The sequence below is a fragment of the Deltaproteobacteria bacterium genome, assembly GCA_020848905.1.
In the GTDB taxonomy this organism is placed as follows: domain Bacteria; phylum Myxococcota_A; class Polyangia.
Genome location: JADLHG010000087.1, coordinates 1 through 19,329 on the forward strand (window position 1 = coordinate 1; position 19,329 = coordinate 19,329).

Here is a 19,329-nt window from a genome sequence, read left to right on the forward strand (position 1 = left end):
AGCGTTTCACGCGGGCGAGGATGCGATCCACGAGGGGCTGGAAGGGTTCCTTCTCGAAGCCGCTCGGCGTCGGGCAGGGCTCGAGGTGGAGCGTCTCGATGCCCGGGAGCGCGCGGGCCTTGACCCCCTCGAGGAAGGCCTTCATGCGGACCGTCGGCGTATTCTGCTTGCCGCAGTCTCGGACGGCGCGCACCGCGGGGAGGTCAGGCGGGCCGGGGACTAGCACGGGCTGCCGAAAGAGGCCCACCACGGCGAGGATCACATGGCGCCCGGCGAGCAGCCGCGGGATCTCCTCCACGTAGCGCGAGACGGGATGAAGGAGGCCGGCTGGTGGATCGTAGCAGCGTGCGTTGGGCGTGATCTTGTTCCACCACGTGTCGATGTCCTTGGGCCATAGAGAGCCGTCGGCGGTGCTGCAATCTTCCATGTCGGCGTAGAAGAGCACGACGGTGAGCGCGTCGGCGCGGTAGAAGCTCTTGTTGCGCCCGTCGAGCGCGCGCACCGAGGTTTCGAGGAACTGCTCCACCTCGGTTTCGTAGGACGGTGCCCCGACGATGAGGAAGTGAGCGACGTCGGGAAGGTACTGGGCCGGGAGCAAGGTGGTGTCGAGGTAGCGCTTCTTCAGCGGCCACCCACCGATCGCGGCGGTCAGATCGGCGGCCATCCCATTGACCTGCGGCAGCATAAGTGTGCCGTCGTTGGGCGGGATCTCGGGCGGGGGCGGAAGCTCGAGTCCGGGTTGCGGCGTCAGGGACGAGGAAACGACACCGAAGCGCAGATCGCGGATCGGGCGCTGGTCGCCCGGCATCAGCAGCGCTTGCAGCGTGAGCTTGGTGCGCTCTGCGAGGCTTCCGATGGCGCTCGCGGCCGTCCACGTGGGTCTGACCACGAGGATATCCACCCGGCCGGGTTGGCCGGTCGGTGCATGATATGCGTCGCTTGGGCTCGCGTCGGCAGGTAGCCGCTCCGCTGGTGACCCTGCGCAGGCGCCGAGGGCCGCGAGAATCGCACTGACCGTGAGCCAGCGATATCCTAGTTCGGACCCGGGCATCCGCCGCTCCGGGAGTCGAGGATGGTCAGCACCAGCAGGTTTCCCTGTTGAGTTGTAAGGAGCGTCGCGGCCATTGATGGCGCGGACCGCAGCGCTTGCGGCCAGCCGTAGGCGCTGACGTTCTGTTGATCGCGGTACTCCACGCTGTCTTGGACAAGGCGTTTCTGAGTGCCAGATCCTTCGACAAGCTGGAAGGGAGTGCGCACGTTGACGTAATAAAAGTCAGCCTGGCTTATCGGCGCATACTGCCCGAAGGATGGATTTCCATAGCTGGTGGAGCCCACTGCCCCCCAGCCATCGAGCCGCGCGTGCCGGCCGTAGTGGTGTACCCGAAAGCGGTCGGTGTTGGTGCTGAAAGGGCTGCTCGCCATCCAGACACCGGAGCAGAAGCAGCCGACGCTGTACTGTGACGAGATGCCTCCGTCTGCGGGTGACGTGCCGGCGTCGTGCTTCGGTGGTTTCTTGCCGGCGGAGGCGGAGGCCCAGACGGGAACGGCGTTCCTGGGAACCATCGCTCCAGTGCACGCATCTGAGGCGCCGCACGAATAGAGGTCTCGGATCGGGCCGAGGCTCGCGTCATAGCCCACGATCCGAGACTTCACGCGGGCCCACTGCTTTCCTTGGGACGGGCTCCCGCGCGTATCGAACTCGGTCCAGGTGACGAGCCAGTTCTTCTCGACGCCGTTCCACGCCACAGCCGTCTGGTGAGCTCGCCAGACGTTGCCTCCGGTGAAAGACTGCAGCGTGAGCACGGGGCTCAGGAACGTGATGCCATCCTGCGCCAGCACGACCGCGTGCACGTTGCGGTTGTCCGTGCTGATCCAGGCGAGGAGCTTCGTTCGCACCCAGGTGTACCCGTCGAGCGAGTACTTGGCCGCGTCTCCGGAGGGGTATTTCCCGGCCATCGACCACGCCGTGCCGAGCGCGCCGTTGGAGGCGATCGCCCGCCAGTTCACGCTCTGGTCGTTGGCCTCGTACCAGGTGAACCAGGCGCACTGGCCGTCGGGGCTCGAGACGCCCGTGCAGACGTCGTCCCGTCCCAGGTGCCGCACCCAAGGCGGGATCGAGCTGTAGTAGTTGAGCTTGACGGGGGAGCCCGTGAAGGCGGCCGAGGCTCCGTCGAAGATGCGGGCCCAGAGCTCCCCGTTCGTCGCGACGTACGCCAGAGCGAAGCGGTCGGTCTCGGCCCCGTTGCGAGGGGCGTAGACCACCTCGGCGGCCGCGGCGAAGCCGACCTCGTCCGGCCCGTTGGCGCCCTCCTTTGCCTGCGTGGCGCCCCAGTAGCCGCCGATCCCGGCGTCTGACGGGGCCACGACGACCTTGTCCTTCGGCGTGCCGGGACCGCCATCCCGCGAGCAGACCTGGGCGGCGGTATGCGCCCCCACGGGCAGCTCCTCAGGCCCTGGATCGCAGCCGGGAAGCGCGACCGCTACGGAAACCAGAACGAACGAACGAACGAACGATATGCTGGCATGGCCCCTCCCAAGGCAAAAACTGGTCTGAGAATGACCACTGCGCGCATCCAAGTCAACGGGTGATGAGGTTGGGGGCGAGGGGGCTCCTTGGTGCTGTCGCAAACACCAGAGAACCTCTCGGTCCCCATCTCTTTCGAGCCCGGTCGGCCTGATGCACCCCGGCGCGGGTGGCCAAAGCCAGGACCCGCGCCCCAGCCTCAGTGGCAGCTCGCTCCCCCCGACGGGCTCGCCACGGTGATCGCACCGGGGGCGGCGCCGAGGAGGACGGTGCCGCGGAGCTTCTTCGCGGTGAGGTCGACAATCGAAAGGGTGCCGCAGTGGTCGCTCGGCACGTAGGCGAAGCGACCGTCGAGCGAGGCGGCGAGGGGACGGCGACCGACCTTCTGGGCGTCGTCCCAGAAGACCGTGCCCACGGCCACGCGGGCGAGCTCGCGGGCCGGGGCGCGCTGCAGGAGCGAGATGTCGGGCGACTTGAGGTTCCCGGTGACGGCCAGGTCGCCGAGCACCAGGGTGCGGTCGGGGCGTTCGCCCGCGCGCAGGGTGGAGACGAGCGTGTTCGTCTCCGTGTCGAGCAGGGCCACGGTGTCGGCGTCTCGCACGCTCAGCCAGCCGTAGCGCCCGTCGGCGGAGAAGCGGAGATAGGTGCAGGCGTTCGGCAGCTCGAGCCGCGCGATGCGCGCGGGAGCCGCGGGCCCCTGCGTGCTGAAGACCTCGACCGCGGGCTTCGCCCCGCTCGTGCAGACGTACACCGCTTGCTTCCACTTCGAGTAGGCCATCGCGCGCGGCACCCCGCCGAGGTGCTGGGTCGCGACCGGCGACTCTCCTGAAGCCGGCCACACCGCGAGGCTGCTGTCCCCGGCGCGGGCGAGGTAGACCCGCGGGGGCAGGTTCTCGTCGAAGGCCAGGCGCGCCTCCCCGGGGGCCGAGGGAAGCCGCCGCGCCACCGTGAGCCCCTCGAGGTCCACGACCGCGAGCCGCCCGTCCCCGTCGCTGTGTACCCAGGCATCTTTCCCGTCCGGGCTCACCTGGAGCAGCCCCGGCCGCGAGCCGACCTCGATCGTCTTCGCCACGCGCAAGCCGGCGCGGAGGATCACGGAGAGAGTGCCGTCCTCGACGTTCGTGACGAGCACGAGGTTTCCGTCGGGGCTGGCCTGCGCCTCTCCGGGGTGGTTGCCCACGGGGATGGTCTTCGTCACGGTGCAGGTGCGCGGGTCCACCACCGAGACCGTGCCCGATTCGGCGTTGCCGACGAAGACGAGCTCCTCTTCGGGGCCGGGGCCGGAGAGATAACAGGCGCCTTCGCCGCCCGCCTCCGCCCCGCGCGCGTCGCCGCGCAGTCCGTCCCGCGTGCTTCCGGCCTCGCGGACGAGCCCGGCGTCCGCGGGAGCGGGAGACGGTCCGGCGGCCGGAGCGGCGCAGGCCCCGAGGAGAAGACCGAGAGACAGGAAGGTGAGCGTGCTGGTCATGGCCGACTCGCGAGAGAGGTTCGTTCGCAGGCGGGTCCTCACCGCCTTGGCGGGTACTTCTGGAGCTTGCGCTGCAAGGTGCGGCGGTGCAGGCCGAGCCGGCGCGCGCCCTCGGAGATGTTCCCCGCGCAGTCGGCGAGCACGCGCTGAATGTGCTCCCACTCCACGCGCTCGAGGGAAGGGACCTGGTAGCTCACGGCCGGCGGCTCGAGGGGCGGGCTTTCCCCCCGGGCGAAGGCCGCCAGCACGTCGTCGGCGTCGGCCGGCTTCTGCAGGTAGTTGATCGCGCCGAGGCGTACGGCGTCCACCGCGGTGGCGATGCTGCCGTACCCCGTGAGGACCACGACCTTGGTGGTGGGGTCGATGGCCTTGAGCTCCTTGACCAGCTCGAGCCCCGAGCCCCCCGGCATGCGCAGGTCCACCACCGCGAGCTCCGGCGACTCTTCCCGGGCCAGGCGTACCCCCTCGTCCAGGTCCGCCGCGGTGCGCACCTCGAGGCCGCGTCCGCGGAGCGCGCGGGCCAGCCGATCGCGAAAGAGCGGATCGTCGTCCACGACGAGCATCGTGGCGCCGAGGGTCTCGCTGCGTTCCTCTGCCTGGGCGAACATGTCTTCTTCCATCACGGCGCGTCGGCTTTGGCCATGTGGCCGTTTGTCGCGGGGAGCGCGGGGAGCGTCACGGTGGCCGTCGTGCCGGCGGTCGCGCTCGAGGCCAGCTCGAGGTGGCCGCCGAGGCGCTCTACCACCGAGCGGGCCAGAAAGAGGCCGAGGCCCATGCCGCGTCCGGGCTCCTTCGTGGTGTAGAAGGGCTCGCCGGCGCGCGAGAGGGTCTCGGGGTCCATCCCCGGGCCGCGGTCGCGGACCACGAGGCGCACCCGATCGGCGCTCGCCTCGGCCCGGAGCTCGACTGCTTCGCCCTCGGGGGAGGCGTCCTGGGCGTTCTGGAGCAGCACGCGCAGCGCCTGGGCCGTGGCGCGCACGGGAAGCTCGAGCACGCGGGTGCCGGTGTCCGCCGGCAGCACGAGCTCTACGGCGGGGCTTGCGGCGAGGCCGTCGCGCGCGGCGTCGAGGAGTGCGGCCACGGTGAGGCGCGTGGGGCCCTCTCCCGAGGCCTCTCCCGCCTCGGCGGCCATGTGGGTCAGGATCGTGCGGCAGCGCGCCACCTCGCGTCGAATCAGCGTGACGTCGGCGAGGGCGTCGCTCTCCGCCGCGGGAGCGGTCGAAAAGGAGCGCTCGAGCTCCTTGGCCACCACGGCGATGGTGGAGAGCGGGGTGGCGAGCTCGTGCGCCGCGCCGGCGGCGAGCGTGGCGAGCGAGGCCAGCTTCTCCGTGCGCAGGCCGAGCTCTCTCACCCGCGCGAGCTCCGCGTCGCGCTCCGCGAGGGCCCGCGTCACCCGCCCCACGAAGTAGACGATGAAGAGGGCGGCGGTGCCGAAGGCCACCCACATCCCTTGCAGGTGCAAGCGCATGTCGTGCGGGGGCGCGGCTTCGGTCGGGGCGTGGCCGCCGTGGTGATGGTGCGCGTGCCCGGCCGCCGCGCCGCTCCCGAGCCACTCCTCGGTGAAGAAGAGGGCGCCGAACGAGGCGAGCGAGGCGGCGACGAGCGTCCAGGTCCAGCGCGTGCGCAGCACGGCCGCGGCCAGCGCGATGTGCACGAGGTAGAGCGTGCTGAAGGGATTGAGCGGTCCCCCGGTCAGCCCCAGGATCCCGGTCAGGATCAGCACGTCGAGGAGCATGAGCGAGCCGACCATCCACTCGGAGACCTGCGCGGTGCGGCGCAGGCCCGCGGCCCAGATCAAATTGGTGAGCCCTTGCACGGCCACGAGGCCGAGGAGCGGCAGGAGGGGCAGGGTCTTGCCGAGGAGGTGATGCGCCACCGCGAAGGCGATCACCTCGCCGGCCATGGCCCCCCAGCGCAGGCGCAGGAGCCACACGAGGTCGATGCGGTGGTCGCGCCCGGTCGCGGTCGGGCTCCGGCCCTCGAGGTGCGGCGGTGCGGCAGGCGCGGTGGTTTCGGGCCTCATGCGGTCGGTCTCGGCGGTCACGCGGGGTTTACAGCGTCGGGCCGCCGTTGACAACGCCGTCGGCGCTTGTTACGCACCCTCGACGGAAACGGCCGTCTCGCCCTCGCGCGAGGGCCCTGGCCATCAATCCCCAGCTCGAGGGCGCGCGGCATGATCGTGGACCGGGGAATCGTCGCCGGCAACGTCACGGACAAGTACCACAGCCGGAACCCCATCGCGCGGTGGCTCATGGATGGGTTCCTCCACTGCGTGGGGAGCCTGTACGACCGCCTGGAGGCCCACACCGTGCTCGAGGTGGGGTGCGGCGAGGGGGAGCTCTGCGCGCACCTCTCGCGGCGCCGACCGGCCGAGTTCTTCGGCGTGGACTACTCGCCCGCGATCCTCGAGGAGGCCCGGCGGCGTCACCCCTGGCTCCGGCTCTCGGCCCAGTCGGGGAGCGAGCTCGCCTTCCCCGACAAGAGCTTCGATCTCGTGGTGGCGTGCGAGGTGCTCGAGCACCTGCCCGACCCGCGTCTCGCGCTGGCGGAGATCGCGCGGGTGAGCCGCCGCTTCGCGCTGCTCAGCGTGCCGCGCGAGCCGCTCTGGCGCGCCCTGAACGTGGCCCGCGGCGCCTACGTGCGTGACCTCGGGAACACCCCCGGGCACCTGCAGCACTGGAGCCAGGCCGCCTTCGTCCGCTTCGTCTCCTCGCGCATGACCGTGCGAGAGGTGCGTGCCCCGCTCCCCTGGACCGCGCTCGTGGCCGAGGTGCCCGCGTGACCGACGAGCTCGAGGCCCCCTTCCCCGAGGATCCGCGCCCCCCGTGGCTGCGGGCGCTCATGGTGCTCGTCCCCGCGGGACTCGGCGTGCTCCTGCTCCTATCGGCTCCCTACGCGCTCCGGCTCCTCGGTACCGGGCTCGCGAGCATCGCGCTCTACGGGCTGCTCCTCGAGTCGGGGCGCCTGCGCGCCTTCCTCGCGGGGCCGGTCCAGCTCGGGCGCTTCGAGCTGCGCTGGCTGCCGCGCGCCGCGCCGGCCCTCGTGCTGGTCTTCGTCGCCGCGGGGCTCCTCTGGCCCTGCCTCGTCGGCGCCATGCCGCAGTCCCAGGATCACCCGGTGCATCTCGCGCGGGCCTGGCACTTCCTCACGCGCATGCTCGCGAGCGGTCGCCTCTCCGGCTGGAGCAACCTCTGGTTCGCGGGCTGGCCCGCCGGCGAGGACTACCCGCCCGGCGGAGATTGGTGGATCTCGGCCTTCTACCTGGGCAGCTTCGGCCTCCTCGGCTGGGAGGGGGCCTACGCGCTCGCCTTCCTGGCCATGATGGCCCTCTCGGCGGTGGCGGTGTACGCCTTCGGGCGGACCTACCTCGGCCGCACCGCGGGCTTTCTGGCCGGCCTCTTCTTCCTCCTCGACCGTGGCCAGTACCGCGAAGGGGGCTGGAGCTACACCGTCTGGTGGGGCGTCTGGCCGCAGGTCTTCTCCACGGCGCTCACGCTCTTCAGCCTGGCGACGCTCGACCGCGTGCTCGTGCGCGGGAGGCCTCGCGACTATGCCGTCTGCGCGCTCCTCACCGGGGGCGCCATCCTCGCTCATCCGGTGAGCGCGATCTATTTCGGTCTCGGCGTGCCCCTCTATTTGATCGTACGCGCCCTCGGCAGCGAGGAGCCCGCGGGGCGCGTCTTCGTGCGTTCGTTCGCGGCGCTCGGCCTGGGCGCGGCGCTGGCCGCCTTCTGGCTCGTCCCCTTCTCGGCCAAGGGGGCCTGGATGGCCAAGTACGGCGAGCTCTGGAAGTCCCTGCCGACGATGGCCCAGGGGCTCTGGCGCGGGACCCTCTTCGACAACGTGGCGCCGCCCATCATCTGGCTCGGCGTGCTGGGCGGGGCGCTCGCCGCCTGGCGTCGCAGCGTGGGCGGGCTCTTCCTCGCGGTCTGGGGCTCGCTGATGCTCTTTCTGGCCTCGAGCAGCGCCTTCTCCGAGCTCGGGCTTCTGCGTCTCTCGCCCGCCTTCGGCCAGGTGCAGTTCCAGCGCCTCTCGATCCCGGCCAAGATGTGCCTGTTCCTGCTGGCGGGCTACGCGCTGCAGTCGGCCTTCACGGCGCTGCGCGCGCGCCCCTTCCGCTACCGCGCCTATGCGCTCGGGTGTCTCCTCCTCCTCTGCGTCGCCCCCTTCGTGCAACCGGTCCTGCAGGACTGGGGGCAGAACTACGGCGCGGAGCTCGGGCGCCCGAAGACCCGCCGCGACTTCGACTACTGGGGGGACTACCAGGAGTTCCTGAAGTGGTCGGCGGCGCGCAAGAAGGAGGACGCCTCGTTCTATCGCATCGCCTACGTGCGCCCGTACAACGACCACTTCTTCGCCGCGGCGCCGATCTTCAACGGCACGCCGGCCTACAAGGTGGGCTTCACCCCGGCGATCAACTTCATCCACAAGCCCGACGTCGGCGAGCCGGAGGTCTATCGCGCGCTCAACGTGAAGTACGTGGTGAGCATCGGGCCGACCCCCGGCAGCGACCTCGAGGAGGAGCGGCGCTTCGGGCCCATCGTGGTCTACCGCTTCAAGGGCTACAGCGCGACGCGCACCACCCTGCGCGGCCCGGGGCGGGTGGAGGTGGAGAGCTTCGAGGACGAGCGTGTGCGTCTGAAGCTCTCGGGCACCACCGCCGAGAGCCGGCTCCTCCTGCACGTCGCGAACTATCCGAACTGGCGCGCGAGCCTGAACGGCGAGCGGCTGCCGATAGAGACCGGCACCCTCGCCGGGCAGAAGATCTTCCTCGAGGTCCCGGCGCGCGATGGGCTCCTCGAGCTGCGCTACGGCTGGCCGGCGGTGAACGCCGCTTCGGCCTTCCTCTCCTGGTTGGGGCTCCTCGTGCTCGGACTCATGGTGGCGGCGCGCTATCGGCCGGCGCTCGCGGGCTGGCTCGCGCGGAAGCTGCTCCCGCTCGGACAGCGGCTCGAGCGGCGCGGGGTGCTCGTGGCGCTGCTCCTCGTGCTCGTGCCGGGGGTTGGGCTCGGGCTCAAAGCGCTCACGCGCGGCAAGACCACGAGCGACGGCTCCGTGCTGACCCGCCTCTCGTCGGCGGTGGTGGAACTCGAGCGGGGCGGGATCGCGACCCGCTGCGCTCCCGAGCGCGGGGATCGCTTCCAGTGCTCCGAGGCCACCTGGAACTACGTCGGACCGGAGAGCTATCGCGTGGGCGGCGAGTTCCGCCAGTGCCTCTGGGCGCATCCGGTGGAGGGGGCGATCCTGCGCGTGCGCTTCCCCGGGGTGACCCTGAAGCGCCGGCTCGTGGGGCACCACGGCCTGCTGGACGACGCGGTCCAGGGCTTCCCCGCGGGGGCCCCCGTGACGCTCGAGGTCTTCGTGGGAGGGGAGAAGAAGCTGACCCAGGTGCGGAGCAACACGACCGGCTGGGAGGGTTTCTCCGTCGATACCAGCGCGCTCGCCGGGCGGACGGCGGAGCTCCGTTTCCAGATCACCACCCCCTCCGCTGCCGGACGGCACTACTGCTTCGAGGCCGCGGTGGAGTGATCTCCCCCCGGCGCCTGTCCCTCCACAGAGCGCGCGGTCGTGGCCAGTCTGACCCGGCGTTCGGGTCGTGGCGCCGCCGTGTGGGCCGGGGTGACACCGGGCCCCGCGCGGCGGCTCTTACCGCCGCACCTTCTCCGTCGGAAGGACTTCGCTTTGGCCCCCGGGCGCGCCTGGCACGCTCCTCGCAACCTCGTCTCGGGTGACGACTCCCAGGGAGTGGAGATCCGCCATGAAACTTCAGAACCTCAAGGTCTCGGACGTGATGTCCACGGCGCTCATCACGGCGAAGGAACGGGACACGATCAACCACGCCGACATAGAGATGCGCCTGGCGCAGATCCGACACCTGCCGGTGGTGGACGACCGGGGGCACGTGGTGGGCGTGGTGTCGAATCGGGATATTTTTCGGGCGCTCGGCCAGGGGAGCCGAAAGGCGGTTCCGGTGGCCGAGATCATGAGCCGCAACGTGCAGACGGTGCGGCCGGAGATGCCCGCGCATGCGGCGGCGGAGGTGCTGCTGAGTTACGGCTTCGGCTCGCTGCCGGTGGTGAACGAGGACGAACAGCTCGTCGGCATCGTGACCGAGACGGATCTGATCCACGTGGCCTACCAGGCCCTCTCCGGGCGGACCTACGAAGGTCGCGCGATGGGGGATTAGGCGAGAGGAGAGGGCGCGTGCTGCGCCGGACGCGCGGGCAACGAGGCCTCGCGTCCAAGCGTCCGCAAGACCGGCCGGCGGCGGCGGCGGGTGAGACGGTGGGCAGGATAAAAACGGCCTGGACCGGCTTGCGGACGCCTTTCACGACTCCCGGGATGGTGAGTGCCCGGCGTAATAGTCGAGGCATTCGCTTTCCCTGCCCCGCACCACCCGTCGGGTCGCGAGAGCTCCGCGGGACTCGGTGACGACCGTGGCCTGCCCCTCGTGCTGCTCGCGGTCGAAGAAGTAGATCACCACCCAGTCCTGCGTGCGGCCGAGCTGGTGCGCGCGCGCCGTGTTCGAATACATGACGGAGAAGTGCCACTCGCCTCGGTCGGTGTGCAGCACGGGCAGCCACGCCGCACCCTCGGGGTTGAAGCGCCGAGGGGCGATGCGGGGCAGCTCCTCTCGCTGGGCGGCGTGACGATAGCGCGCGTCCAGCTCGAGGAGGAGCTCGACCGGCGGGGCGGAGAGCGGCTGGCGGTTCGCGACGCGCCTCCGGCCGAGCATCTGGGCCAGGCTGGCGCGGATGCCGGCCGCCCGGCGCTCGCCGACCCCCGCGACGCTCTGCAGGCGACCGTCGTGCGCGGCGATCTCGAGCTCCTCGAGGCTCTCGAGGTGCAGCGTCTCGGCGATGCGGCGGGCGAGCGCGGGTCCCACCCCGGGGACGGTCTGAAAGAGAGCCGGCGGGTCGAGGGCGCCGCGCAGCGCCTCGAGGCGCGTCCAGCGGCCGGTCTGCAGCATCTCCGCCAGCGCCGCCGCGATCCCTGGGCCGATCTGCGGTAGCTCCCGCAGCGAGGCGATCCCTCCGCGCTCGAAGCGCGTCCGCAGATCCTCCACCAGCGCGTCGAGCGTGCTGGCCGCGCGGCGATAGGCTTCCACGCGAAACGAGCTGGCGCCCTGCACCTCGAGCAGGCCCGCGTACTGCCGCAGAAGCTCGGCCAGCTGGCGGTTGACGGCCGGGGGAAGGGCGCTCGGTGCCGCGCTGGCGCCCGCCACAGCGGACGGCGCGACGACGGGCGTCACGTGTCACCTCCGTCGCTGAGCGGTCGCTTGCTCCCCGTGCGACCCACGGCGAGCGAGTCTCCGCGCTGGTCGGTCGCCGTCCCGCTGGCCGAGGAGAGCTTGGAGCTGGCGTGCGGGTTCTCGCTCTCCACCACGGACTCGCGGTGCGCGGGCCGCGCCTCCGCCTCGCTGAGCGGTCGGCGACTGCCCGGCCGTCCATCGGCCAGCGTGTGGCCGCGACCAGGCGGCGTGACGCGCCGATGGCGTTCGGGCAGGACCTCCGCGACGCGCGACTCGGGGAGGGGGACGTGGAGCTGGAGCCGCAGACAGGTATCCGGGTCCAGCGTCTCGGCCAGCACGCGGCAGACCGCTGCGGCATGCTCGACGGCGAAGCCCAGGGGCACGCGCTCGCGCTCGCCGATGCGGCGGTAGAGCTCCACCGCGTCGAAGGAGCCCGCGGGTCGGCCACGACGCAGCGCCTCGGCCAGCGGCTCGGGCAGCCGCGAGGCGACCAGGCGCAGCTCCGTCTCCTTCAGGCGCTCCCCCAGCACCTCCAGCGTGATCTGCGCGATGCGCTCCGCCTCTTCGGGAGAGGCGACTCCGCTCCGCTCCTGCACTCGCTCGATGAAGCCCTCGTAGCGCATCGGACCCCTCCTTCACTCCCACCGGTGCACGAAGCACGCCACGCGCGGGTCCGAGGTAAGCGTCGCCGCCGATGCGCGGCTCGCTTCGCCCTCAGCCCTCCTTGACCGGGATGTTGCGGCTGGCCATCTTGGCGGCCTCCGTCTTCGGCAGCGTCACCGTGAGCACGCCGTGCGAGAAGGACGCGGAGATCTTGTCCGCGTGCACCTCGCAGGGCAGCGACACCGTGCGGTGGAACGCGCCGTAGGTCCGTTCCTTCATGTAGTAGTGGCGTCTCTTCTCCTCTTTCGCCTCCTCCTTTTCTCCCTTGATGGTGAGCAGATTGCTCGCGACGCTCACGTGGAGATCCTTCGCCGCGATCCCTGGCAGGTCGGCCAGCACGCGGAGCTCCTTCTCGTCCTCGATGACGTCCACGCGAGGACCCGCCCCGAAGGCCGCGCCGAAGGGCGCTACGGCCTCCGCGCCGAGCTCGTAGCCGAAGTCCTCGAAGAGGCGATCGACGGCTCGACGCAGCGTGTTCCAGGGGCGCTCTTCGGACACCCACCAGGGGCGCGCTACATCCGGTTTGGTGCGCGGTACGATCGGTCCAGCCATGGGCAGGCCTCCTTTCACCGGGGTTCGGTAGAAAAGGCAGCATGAAGCAAGCCACAGGCCAGGAGGTCACGATGCGGCAGGGCGAGCGGCGCGCCTCGAAAGGCGCCGGGTCTAGCAAAGGATGCGTGCTTCGGGGTTGCTGCTCCGTGGCGTGTGCGGGGCCCGGGTGTCGGCCCGAGGACTCGACGCACGGCGGAGGGACGGGTCACTTTGGGCCGCGGGGATCCGCGACGCGCCCGCAGCGCGGGTCGGCTTGCTCCCCGCGCCGAGAGGCTCTCTCTGAGGGTAGGTCACTCTGCGCTGCCGCCCGCGAGGTCGCGAGCGGGATCGCCAAGGACGCCGGCCAGCCTCCTCAGCGAGCGAGCCGTACGAGCAGCAACCCGAAGCCGAGACCCACGGAGAGCAGCAGAAACGAGACGAGCGTGTGGGCCTGGGCGGGCACGAGCTTGGGGGTTTCCTCGGGCCAGCGCAGGACGCGCCGCGCGGCGGCCACCCCGTGCGGTAGACCGAGGAGGCCGAGCCACACGGTCGGCGGTAAGCCGAGGAACGGCAGCGCGATCACTGCGGCGAAGCTGAGCGCGACGAGGACCGCGAAGACGCGGCTGGCCGCGCGTCGACCCAGTCGGACCACCAATGTCCGCTTGCCGGCGCTCGCGTCGGCCCGATAGTCCGGGAACTCGTTGACCCACAGAAAGCCGGCGATCAGCAGGCCGAGCGGCAGCGACGCGTAGAGCACGAACGAGCTCAGGGCGTGGCGCTGCACGAGAAAGGTGCCGAGAGCGATGAGCGGGCCGTAGCAGAGGGCCACGGCCAGCTCGCCGAGGCCGCGGTACGCGAGGCGAAGGGGCGGGGCGTGATAGAAGAACGCGAGGAGCACGCCAAGCAGGCCCACCCAGAAGACGCGCGGCTCGCGAAAGAGCACGATGCCGGCCCCCGAGAGGATCCCCGCGGCGTAGAAGACGGCGGCGACCGTGGCGGCCTGCCCGCGCGAGAGCAATCCGTCCACCAGCACGCGCTTTCCGCCGGAGAAGGGGCTGCGATCGGCCTCCTCCACCGCCTGGTCGGCGCCCGAGTCGAAGTCGTAGATCTCACCCGAGGCGTTCTTGGCCGCTTCGAGGCAGAAGATGCCGAACAAGGTCACGAGCAGCCAGGGCCACGACAGCGGCCCCTCGTGCGCCGCGCCCGCCGCGCCGAGAAAGAGCGAGGCTGCCGACGCCAGCGTGATCTTGGGGTCCGCGAGGCGATACACGCCGACGAGCCACGGCGGGACGCGGAGTGGCGTTTCGTGCAGGTCGGGGGGGGCAGGCAGGGGTTGACCGTGAGCGCTCATGCGAGGGGGAGCTGCAACATCTCTGCCACGCGTGCCGAAAGTGCGGCCCCGTCACCGGCGCAGCAAGAGCCAGGTCCAGACAGCGCCGGGGACGAAAAGGTTGTCGGTGCCGCGGGGCGAGAGCGCCTCGACGAGCGCGGCGAGGAGCCCGACCTCGAGGGCGAGGCCCCAATCGACGGAGGCGGCGAAGGTCCAGCCGGCGAGGCGGAGCGCGACGGCGGAGAAGAGACCCACGGCGAGCGAGCCCTCCACGGTCTTGATCTTTCCTCCTGGGACGCGGAAGCGGAGGCGTCCGAGATGGCGGCCGACAGCACCGCCCAGTCCGTCGCCGAGCGCCAGCGCCCAGAGCGCTGCGCCAGCGGGGAAGGGGGCGTGGGTGAGGGCCGCGGTGGTGAGCGCCGTGTGGGCCACCGTGTAGAGCACGAGTCCCTGCCATCGCTCCCCCTCACCGGTCACGCTCCCTACGACAGCCCGGGCGAGGGGGAGCGTGCGCGCCAGCAGTGGGAGGAGCGCCATCAGCATCAGAGCCCCGAGCACGAGGACGAGCGGTGCGACCGGGCCCTTCCACGTCGAGAAGGAGAAGACCCAGAGACCCGCGCCGACGTGCAAGAGGTCGCGCACGTAGGTCGCGCGGAGCCCGAACCGGTGCAGCAGGACGCTCCCGGCGAGCCCCGCGCCAAGAACGCCGCACCAGCAGAGGGCGTGCAGCACGTCCGTCATCCGTGACGGCTCCGCACGCCTCGACCGAGCAGGCGCAGCATGGCCCGCGCCGCCTGGACCCCCGAGGCCGCGGCCAGCTCGGTGCCGATGCCGCGACCACCGGCTCCGTCGCCGCAAAGAAAGAGGCCCGGGACGGGGGTCTCGACGGAGAGGCGCGCCGAGCCCACCTGATCGGGAAACTGGCCGGTGCAAATGGCTCCGCAGTTGCTCTTGCCCATCCACGCGGCGACCTCCGGCACGGGGGTGAGCTCGGCGAAGAGGAGCTCGTCCTCGAGGCCGGGAAGGACGCGCGCCAGAGCGGCGAGCCCGCGCTCTTTCCACACCGCGGGCGGATCGAGCGGGCCTTCGCAGGTCGGTCCGTAGAGGCTGACCAGCAGCAGTTGCTGTCCCTCGGGGCCGAGGCTCGGGTCGTAGTTGGTCGGGCAGGGGGCGTACACGGCGAGCGGGTCCGAGGCGCGTCCGACGGCGATCTGGTCCACGGTGCGTCGCATGAGGGGCAGGCTCAGGTCGGCCAGGGTGAGCCCTTCCATGGTCAGGCCGCCGATAAGGCACCCCTCCTCGACGAGCGGGCGCCGGAGGCCGAGCTTGAGCTGGTGCGCGTTGCCGGAGGGACGCGACGACCGCGCGCGCGCCACGTAGGGGGCGGGCAGCGCCGGTCCGTCGAGGAGCGGGAGGAGGTCCGCGGGGGCGAGGTTTGCGGCCACGACCGGGGCCGCGTACTCCCGGCCATCGTCGGTGGTCACGACGAGCTCGTGGCCCCCGTGCCGGACGCGCGTGGCGGGACGCGAGACGACGAGCTCCCCTCCGCGCGCCACGACCTCGCCGAGGAGGGCGTGGATCAGGCTGTCCATCCCCCCTTCCACGTACGAGAGGCGGTAGCTCCAGAGCACGCCGCGGAGCGCACGCAGGGCCTCCCCCGCCGAGACCTGCCACGGGGGTAGCACGAAGAAGATGCTGGCGAGAAAGCTCAGCAGGAAATAGACGCCCGGGTGGTCGGTGTAGCGCCGCACGAAGGTCTCGAGGGTGCGCCGGTCCCAGAGGCGAAGCTCGGGCTCGGTGAGGGTGAAGACCTGAAAGACCAGGCGCGCGAGGTGCCGCCGCTCGCGCGCGGTGAGGCGCAGCGCGCGGACCAGCTCGAGGCCCGTGCGGGCGAGGCCCCGTCGGCGCGTGGGGGCCGTCAGCTCGAGAATGCCCCGCGAGCGGACGGGGATCGGGTGGGTCAGAAAGCGCGGGCGGGCGAGGCCGAGCGCGCGCAGCACCCGGCCGAGCGTCCCCTTCTCCCCGTGGGCGATGAGGTGGCTCCCGGCGTCCAGCTTGAAGCCGTGCCGCTCGAAGGAGGCCAGAATGCCGCCCAGGCGGTCGTTCTTCTCGAGGAGGAGAACCCTGCGCCCGCGCTGCGCGAGGAGCGCCGCGGTGACGGCCCCGCCCACGCCGCTCCCCACCACGATGGCGTCGTAGCGCGCGCGGCTCCCGAGGGTTCGCGTCGGAGGAGAGGGGATCGGCGTGGCCCTCGGCCCGCGGTGCGGCGGGCAGGGGCGGCTCGTCTCGATGCGGCTCTCCATGGAGAAAGGGACGAGCAATTCGTATGCCGAGCCGATACGATGCTGCCCCATGAAACGTTCGATGAGACCTTCGATGAAACGCTCGATCATCTTCGCGCTGACGTGGACCTGCCTGCTGGCCGCCTCCGGATGCAAGAAGGAAGCGCCCGCGCCCACGAGCCCGCCCGAGGGGGTGGCCCAGCCCGACTCCGTCCTGGTGCAGCGCGCGCAGGGGCTCGTGGGACAGCTCAAGCAGAAGCTGGTGGGTGCGCTCCAGCAGGCGCTCAAGACCGGTGGCCCGGTGCAGGCGATTAACGTCTGTCGCGATCAGGCGCCGGAGCTCGCGAAGGCGCTGGCCGCGCCGGGGGTGCGTCTCGGCCGCACGAGCGACAAGCTCCGCAACCCGAAGAACGCCCCGCAGGCCTGGCACAAGCCGCTCCTCGAGGAGCTCTCGAAGGTGCCGGCCAAGCCGCCCGCGCACCGGACGGCGAAGCTGGCCGACGGGAGCTTCGGCTACGCGGAGCCGCTCTACGTGCAGCCCCTCTGCCTGAGCTGCCACGGGGCGAAGCTCGCCCCGGAGGTCGCGGCGGTGCTGAAGGAGAAGTACCCGGAGGATCAGGCCACCGGCTACGCGGAGGGGCAGTTCCGCGGCATCGTGTGGGTCAGGCTGGAACGCACCGCGCGGTGAGGGGGCGCGCAGCGTCCGCCGCGGACGCTCATTAGGGGACGGCGAAGATCCTGAGGTAGTCGAGCGTGACCGAGCGGCCCGCGACGGAGAAGCCCGCCGTCCCGGCCGTCATGGCGCTGCCGCCGTGCGAGAGGCTCAGGTGCAGCACGCTCCCGTCGGCGGAGAGGAGCCGGCAGACGTGACCGCTCGCGCCGTAGTAGCTCTGGAGGAGCAGCACGGTCCCCGGCGTGGCGGGCAGCACCGCGCTCGTGTTCCACGTCCCCGTGCTCCCTCCGCTGGCGAAGCCGAGGTAGCTGTGCAGCGTCGGGCGGGGGTTATAGGTGGAGGACTGCCAGAGCTCGCAGACGCGGGCCTGGGTCCCGGAGAGCGCGGCGCGGAGGGAGACCGCCCAGTCGGTGGGATTCGTGGTGGCGCCGAGGGTGACCTTCGCCTCTACGAGGTAGTTGCCGTTCGTGAGCGTGGGCGGGAGCTGCTTGTAGATCAGGCTCGACCCCGCGGCGAGCGTCACCTGCCCGCAGCTCCACTGGTGCGAACCTCCAAGGGTGAAGAGGGTGGGGCTCGGTCCGTCGGCGTGGAAGTCGTTCGCGACCGCCAGGGTGTCGCACCGCGTGGGCCACGGGTCCGCCGACCGGAGCAGCCCGTCACAGTCTCCGTCCTGCGCGGCCATGCTCGCGCACTGCCCGTTCTGCTGGGCGCAGCTCGGAGCCACGTTGACGGTTGGTGGCGGGCCGCAGGGCGGGGCGCTGTCGGGGCGGCTGTCGGCGCGCAGGAGGTCGGGGCGCGCATCGGCGCGTCGCAGGTCGGCGCGGGGGCCGTCGCGTACGGCGCGGTCGCGCGAGGCCCCGCCATCGGGCGGTGGCACGATCGACTCACCGGAGCCTGGCGTTCCGTCAGGGGGGCCGTCGGGGGGACGCTGGCCGTCCACGAACCCCGCGTCGATGGGCAGCGGGCCGTCGGGGCCCGGAGCGAGGGCGTCGCCATTTTGAACCGACGTACGCACGCAGCCGACGAAACCGAGGAGGAGCAGGACGAGCCAGGCGTGGCGCATAGGATCCCATCGTAGCGCACCGTCGGTCCGAGGGGAAACGCGTCGCGGGGGTGGGGCGTATACTCAGGGTCCCACTAGCCTAAGGAGGACTCGCATGCGCCCAGCCCGATCGTCGATCCTCGTTCTCCTGGCGCTGAGTTTCACCGCGCCTGCGGCCTGCAAGTCGAACAGCGCGAGCACCGACGGAGGCGCGGCCTCGGATGGAGGGGGGACAACCGGCGGCGACCGAGGGGTGGAGCCGGACTTCGGGCCCGGCACGAGCGTGATCGATCAGCTCTCCCCCGAGGCGCAGCGGTACTTCCAGGAGCTGGCCAAGCTCCAGGCGGGAGAGGCGGCGGACCTGGACGGGGACGGCACGCCCGAGGCCAAGCTGACGAAGAACGCGACGGGGGGGCGCCGGCTGGAGGTGGACTGGAACGGGGACGGCACGCCCGAGTACGTCTCGGACAAGGAGCCGGGCAAGAGCGGGAGCCTGACCGTGGATGCGAACGAGGACGGGCAGATCGACGTCAAGATCCAGGGGACGGTCGGGCCGCTCGCCCGCACGATAGAGCGGGACACGAACTTCAACGGCAAGATGGACCGGCGCTGGCGCGAGACCTACGACGTGGGCGCGGGGACCGTGCGGCTCGTGATCGAGAGCGATCCCGAGGAAGACGGCACCTTCACGCAGCTCTCCGACACGACGCTGCCCGTCAGCCTGGCGCAGGGGACCAAGTGTGACGGACAGGCCGGGTTTCCCTCGAACCGCGGCGACCCTGCCGATTCGGTGGGTGCGATGCGCATCCCGACCGACGGTGGGGGAGGACGCTGCACGGCGGCCCAGGCCAAGCGGATCGCCAAGGCCCTCGGTTGCGCGGTCGGCAAGGGCCTGCTCTGCCTGACGGCCACCAATCGGGAGCTGGCGGACCAGCTCACGGAGCAGCTCGCGGACGGGTCGCTCGTCGTGGGGTGCGGGAACACTTGCTCGGGGTCCGACGCGAACACGGAGCACTATCCGTCGTGGTCCCCGTTCACGCCGCGCATGAACCTGAACGACTCCCACGTGAGCGGGATGACCGACGACGAGCTCTGCAGCGTGGTGCTGCACGAGCTCCTCCACTGGGCGGGGCAGGGGCTCGACCCGAATCACGACCAGGGGACCGATCGCCTCTATGCCTGCGGGCGATACTGCGGCGGCTGCACCACGCGCGGCCCGGCGGGCGCCTTCAAGAGCAAGAACGTGGACTGCGCGGTCTGCGCCTCGACGGCCGACAAGAAGAAGCAGTGCGGGACGAAGGAGAAGCTGGCCAATATGCCCTGCCCGCCGGCCTACACGCTGTGCCACAAGAGCTTTACCAACGCGGCCTGTGAGGTCTGCAAGGGCTGGCGCTTCGAGGCCTGCGATGACACGGCGCTGCCCGATCCGCCGCAGACCTTCAAGTGCTGCGAGACCTGTCCGAGCGGCTTCACGATGAACGACAAGCCGTGCGCGGGGGGCGCTACGACGCAGAACGATCAGTGCGGGGGCGGTACGAAGCCCCCCTTCTGCCCCTGACGGGTA

17 protein-coding genes are annotated in these 19,329 nt (G+C 71.2%); 5 read left to right on the forward strand and 12 right to left on the reverse strand.

Features of this window, described 5'->3' with window-relative positions; genetic code table 11:
- The 5 genes from IT371_31770 to IT371_31790 all read right to left on the reverse strand — a co-directional run.
- Window positions 1-889, reverse strand: an 889-nt coding sequence (locus IT371_31770; protein ID MCC6752269.1) for a hypothetical protein, incomplete at its 3' end; no start/stop codon positions are given.
- Window positions 890-1,032: 143 nt separating this feature from the next.
- Window positions 1,033-2,436 carry a hypothetical protein gene (locus tag IT371_31775; GenBank protein MCC6752270.1) on the reverse strand — a complete coding sequence of 468 codons (1,404 nt, stop codon included), beginning with the start codon at window positions 2,434-2,436 and terminating at the stop codon, window positions 1,033-1,035.
- A gap of 287 nt (window positions 2,437-2,723) precedes the next feature.
- Complete coding sequence (locus tag IT371_31780; protein ID MCC6752271.1) at window positions 2,724-3,992, reverse strand: hypothetical protein; 1,269 nt, start codon at window positions 3,990-3,992, stop codon at window positions 2,724-2,726.
- Window positions 3,993-4,030: 38 nt separating this feature from the next.
- Window positions 4,031-4,600, reverse strand: a complete 570-nt coding sequence (locus IT371_31785; GenBank protein ID MCC6752272.1) for a response regulator transcription factor — start codon at window positions 4,598-4,600, stop codon at window positions 4,031-4,033.
- A gap of 11 nt (window positions 4,601-4,611) precedes the next feature.
- Window positions 4,612-6,015 (reverse strand): HAMP domain-containing histidine kinase, encoded by a 1,404-nt coding sequence (locus IT371_31790; protein ID MCC6752273.1) that lies wholly within the window; start codon window positions 6,013-6,015, stop codon window positions 4,612-4,614.
- 150 nt (window positions 6,016-6,165) lie between these two features.
- Between IT371_31790 and IT371_31795 the strand changes: the two genes are divergently transcribed.
- From IT371_31795 to IT371_31805, 3 genes are all read left to right on the forward strand, one after another.
- Entirely contained in the window at window positions 6,166-6,774 is a 609-nt protein-coding gene (locus IT371_31795; GenBank protein ID MCC6752274.1) for a class I SAM-dependent methyltransferase, read from the forward strand.
- Window positions 6,771-9,521 carry a hypothetical protein gene (locus IT371_31800; protein MCC6752275.1) on the forward strand — a complete coding sequence of 917 codons (2,751 nt, stop codon included), beginning with the start codon at window positions 6,771-6,773 and terminating at the stop codon, window positions 9,519-9,521. Before IT371_31795 ends, IT371_31800 begins: the two co-directional genes overlap by 4 nt.
- A 229-nt stretch (window positions 9,522-9,750) precedes the next feature.
- Window positions 9,751-10,179, forward strand: coding sequence for a CBS domain-containing protein (locus tag IT371_31805; protein ID MCC6752276.1), 429 nt, complete (start codon window positions 9,751-9,753; stop codon window positions 10,177-10,179).
- Window positions 10,180-10,320: 141 nt separating this feature from the next.
- On the opposite strand, the gene IT371_31810 is transcribed toward IT371_31805, so the two are convergent.
- From IT371_31810 to IT371_31835, 6 genes are all read right to left on the reverse strand, one after another.
- Window positions 10,321-11,217 (reverse strand): DNA-binding protein, encoded by an 897-nt coding sequence (locus IT371_31810; GenBank protein MCC6752277.1) that lies wholly within the window; start codon window positions 11,215-11,217, stop codon window positions 10,321-10,323.
- A gap of 23 nt (window positions 11,218-11,240) precedes the next feature.
- Entirely contained in the window at window positions 11,241-11,867 is a 627-nt protein-coding gene (locus IT371_31815; GenBank protein MCC6752278.1) for a DUF2267 domain-containing protein, read from the reverse strand.
- A 91-nt stretch (window positions 11,868-11,958) separates the two neighbouring features.
- Window positions 11,959-12,459, reverse strand: a complete 501-nt coding sequence (locus tag IT371_31820) for an Hsp20/alpha crystallin family protein (GenBank protein MCC6752279.1) — start codon at window positions 12,457-12,459, stop codon at window positions 11,959-11,961.
- A 352-nt stretch (window positions 12,460-12,811) separates the two neighbouring features.
- Window positions 12,812-13,789 (reverse strand): prenyltransferase, encoded by a 978-nt coding sequence (locus tag IT371_31825; GenBank protein ID MCC6752280.1) that lies wholly within the window; start codon window positions 13,787-13,789, stop codon window positions 12,812-12,814.
- Between the two features lie 51 nt (window positions 13,790-13,840).
- Window positions 13,841-14,509 (reverse strand): hypothetical protein, encoded by a 669-nt coding sequence (locus tag IT371_31830; GenBank protein ID MCC6752281.1) that lies wholly within the window; start codon window positions 14,507-14,509, stop codon window positions 13,841-13,843.
- Window positions 14,506-16,122 carry an NAD(P)/FAD-dependent oxidoreductase gene (locus IT371_31835; GenBank protein MCC6752282.1) on the reverse strand — a complete coding sequence of 539 codons (1,617 nt, stop codon included), beginning with the start codon at window positions 16,120-16,122 and terminating at the stop codon, window positions 14,506-14,508. The genes IT371_31830 and IT371_31835 overlap by 4 nt, the downstream gene beginning before the upstream one ends.
- Window positions 16,123-16,144: 22 nt before the next feature.
- Here IT371_31835 and IT371_31840 point away from each other — a divergent pair, with 22 nt between their 5' ends.
- Window positions 16,145-16,738 carry a DUF3365 domain-containing protein gene (locus IT371_31840; GenBank protein ID MCC6752283.1) on the forward strand — a complete coding sequence of 198 codons (594 nt, stop codon included), beginning with the start codon at window positions 16,145-16,147 and terminating at the stop codon, window positions 16,736-16,738.
- A gap of 31 nt (window positions 16,739-16,769) precedes the next feature.
- Here the strand turns inward: IT371_31840 and IT371_31845 are convergent, their stop codons facing one another.
- Window positions 16,770-17,786 carry a hypothetical protein gene (locus IT371_31845; GenBank protein MCC6752284.1) on the reverse strand — a complete coding sequence of 339 codons (1,017 nt, stop codon included), beginning with the start codon at window positions 17,784-17,786 and terminating at the stop codon, window positions 16,770-16,772.
- A 94-nt stretch (window positions 17,787-17,880) separates the two neighbouring features.
- On the opposite strand from IT371_31845, the gene IT371_31850 reads away from it, so the two are divergent.
- Window positions 17,881-19,323: a hypothetical protein gene (locus IT371_31850; protein MCC6752285.1), complete on the forward strand. Its 1,443-nt coding sequence runs from the start codon at window positions 17,881-17,883 to the stop codon at window positions 19,321-19,323.
- The last annotated feature ends 6 nt before the right edge of the window (window positions 19,324-19,329 follow it).

Bases quoted from the DNA above. Each gene is read 5' to 3' on its own strand.
- IT371_31780 (MCC6752271.1), bottom strand. From the start codon at position 3,992: ATGACCAGCACGCTCACCTTCCTGTCTCTCGGTCTTCTCCTCGGGGCC.
- IT371_31785 (MCC6752272.1), bottom strand. From the start codon at position 4,600: ATGTTCGCCCAGGCAGAGGAACGCAGCGAGACCCTCGGCGCCACGATG.
- IT371_31790 (MCC6752273.1), bottom strand. From the start codon at position 6,015: ATGAGGCCCGAAACCACCGCGCCTGCCGCACCGCCGCACCTCGAGGGC.
- IT371_31795 (MCC6752274.1), top strand. From the start codon at position 6,166: ATGATCGTGGACCGGGGAATCGTCGCCGGCAACGTCACGGACAAGTAC.
- IT371_31805 (MCC6752276.1), top strand. From the start codon at position 9,751: ATGAAACTTCAGAACCTCAAGGTCTCGGACGTGATGTCCACGGCGCTC.
- IT371_31815 (MCC6752278.1), bottom strand. From the start codon at position 11,867: ATGCGCTACGAGGGCTTCATCGAGCGAGTGCAGGAGCGGAGCGGAGTC.
- IT371_31820 (MCC6752279.1), bottom strand. From the start codon at position 12,459: ATGGCTGGACCGATCGTACCGCGCACCAAACCGGATGTAGCGCGCCCC.
- IT371_31825 (MCC6752280.1), bottom strand. From the start codon at position 13,789: ATGAGCGCTCACGGTCAACCCCTGCCTGCCCCCCCCGACCTGCACGAA.
- IT371_31830 (MCC6752281.1), bottom strand. From the start codon at position 14,509: ATGACGGACGTGCTGCACGCCCTCTGCTGGTGCGGCGTTCTTGGCGCG.
- IT371_31835 (MCC6752282.1), bottom strand. From the start codon at position 16,122: ATGGGGCAGCATCGTATCGGCTCGGCATACGAATTGCTCGTCCCTTTC.
- IT371_31840 (MCC6752283.1), top strand. From the start codon at position 16,145: ATGAAACGCTCGATCATCTTCGCGCTGACGTGGACCTGCCTGCTGGCC.
- IT371_31845 (MCC6752284.1), bottom strand. From the start codon at position 17,786: ATGCGCCACGCCTGGCTCGTCCTGCTCCTCCTCGGTTTCGTCGGCTGC.
- IT371_31850 (MCC6752285.1), top strand. From the start codon at position 17,881: ATGCGCCCAGCCCGATCGTCGATCCTCGTTCTCCTGGCGCTGAGTTTC.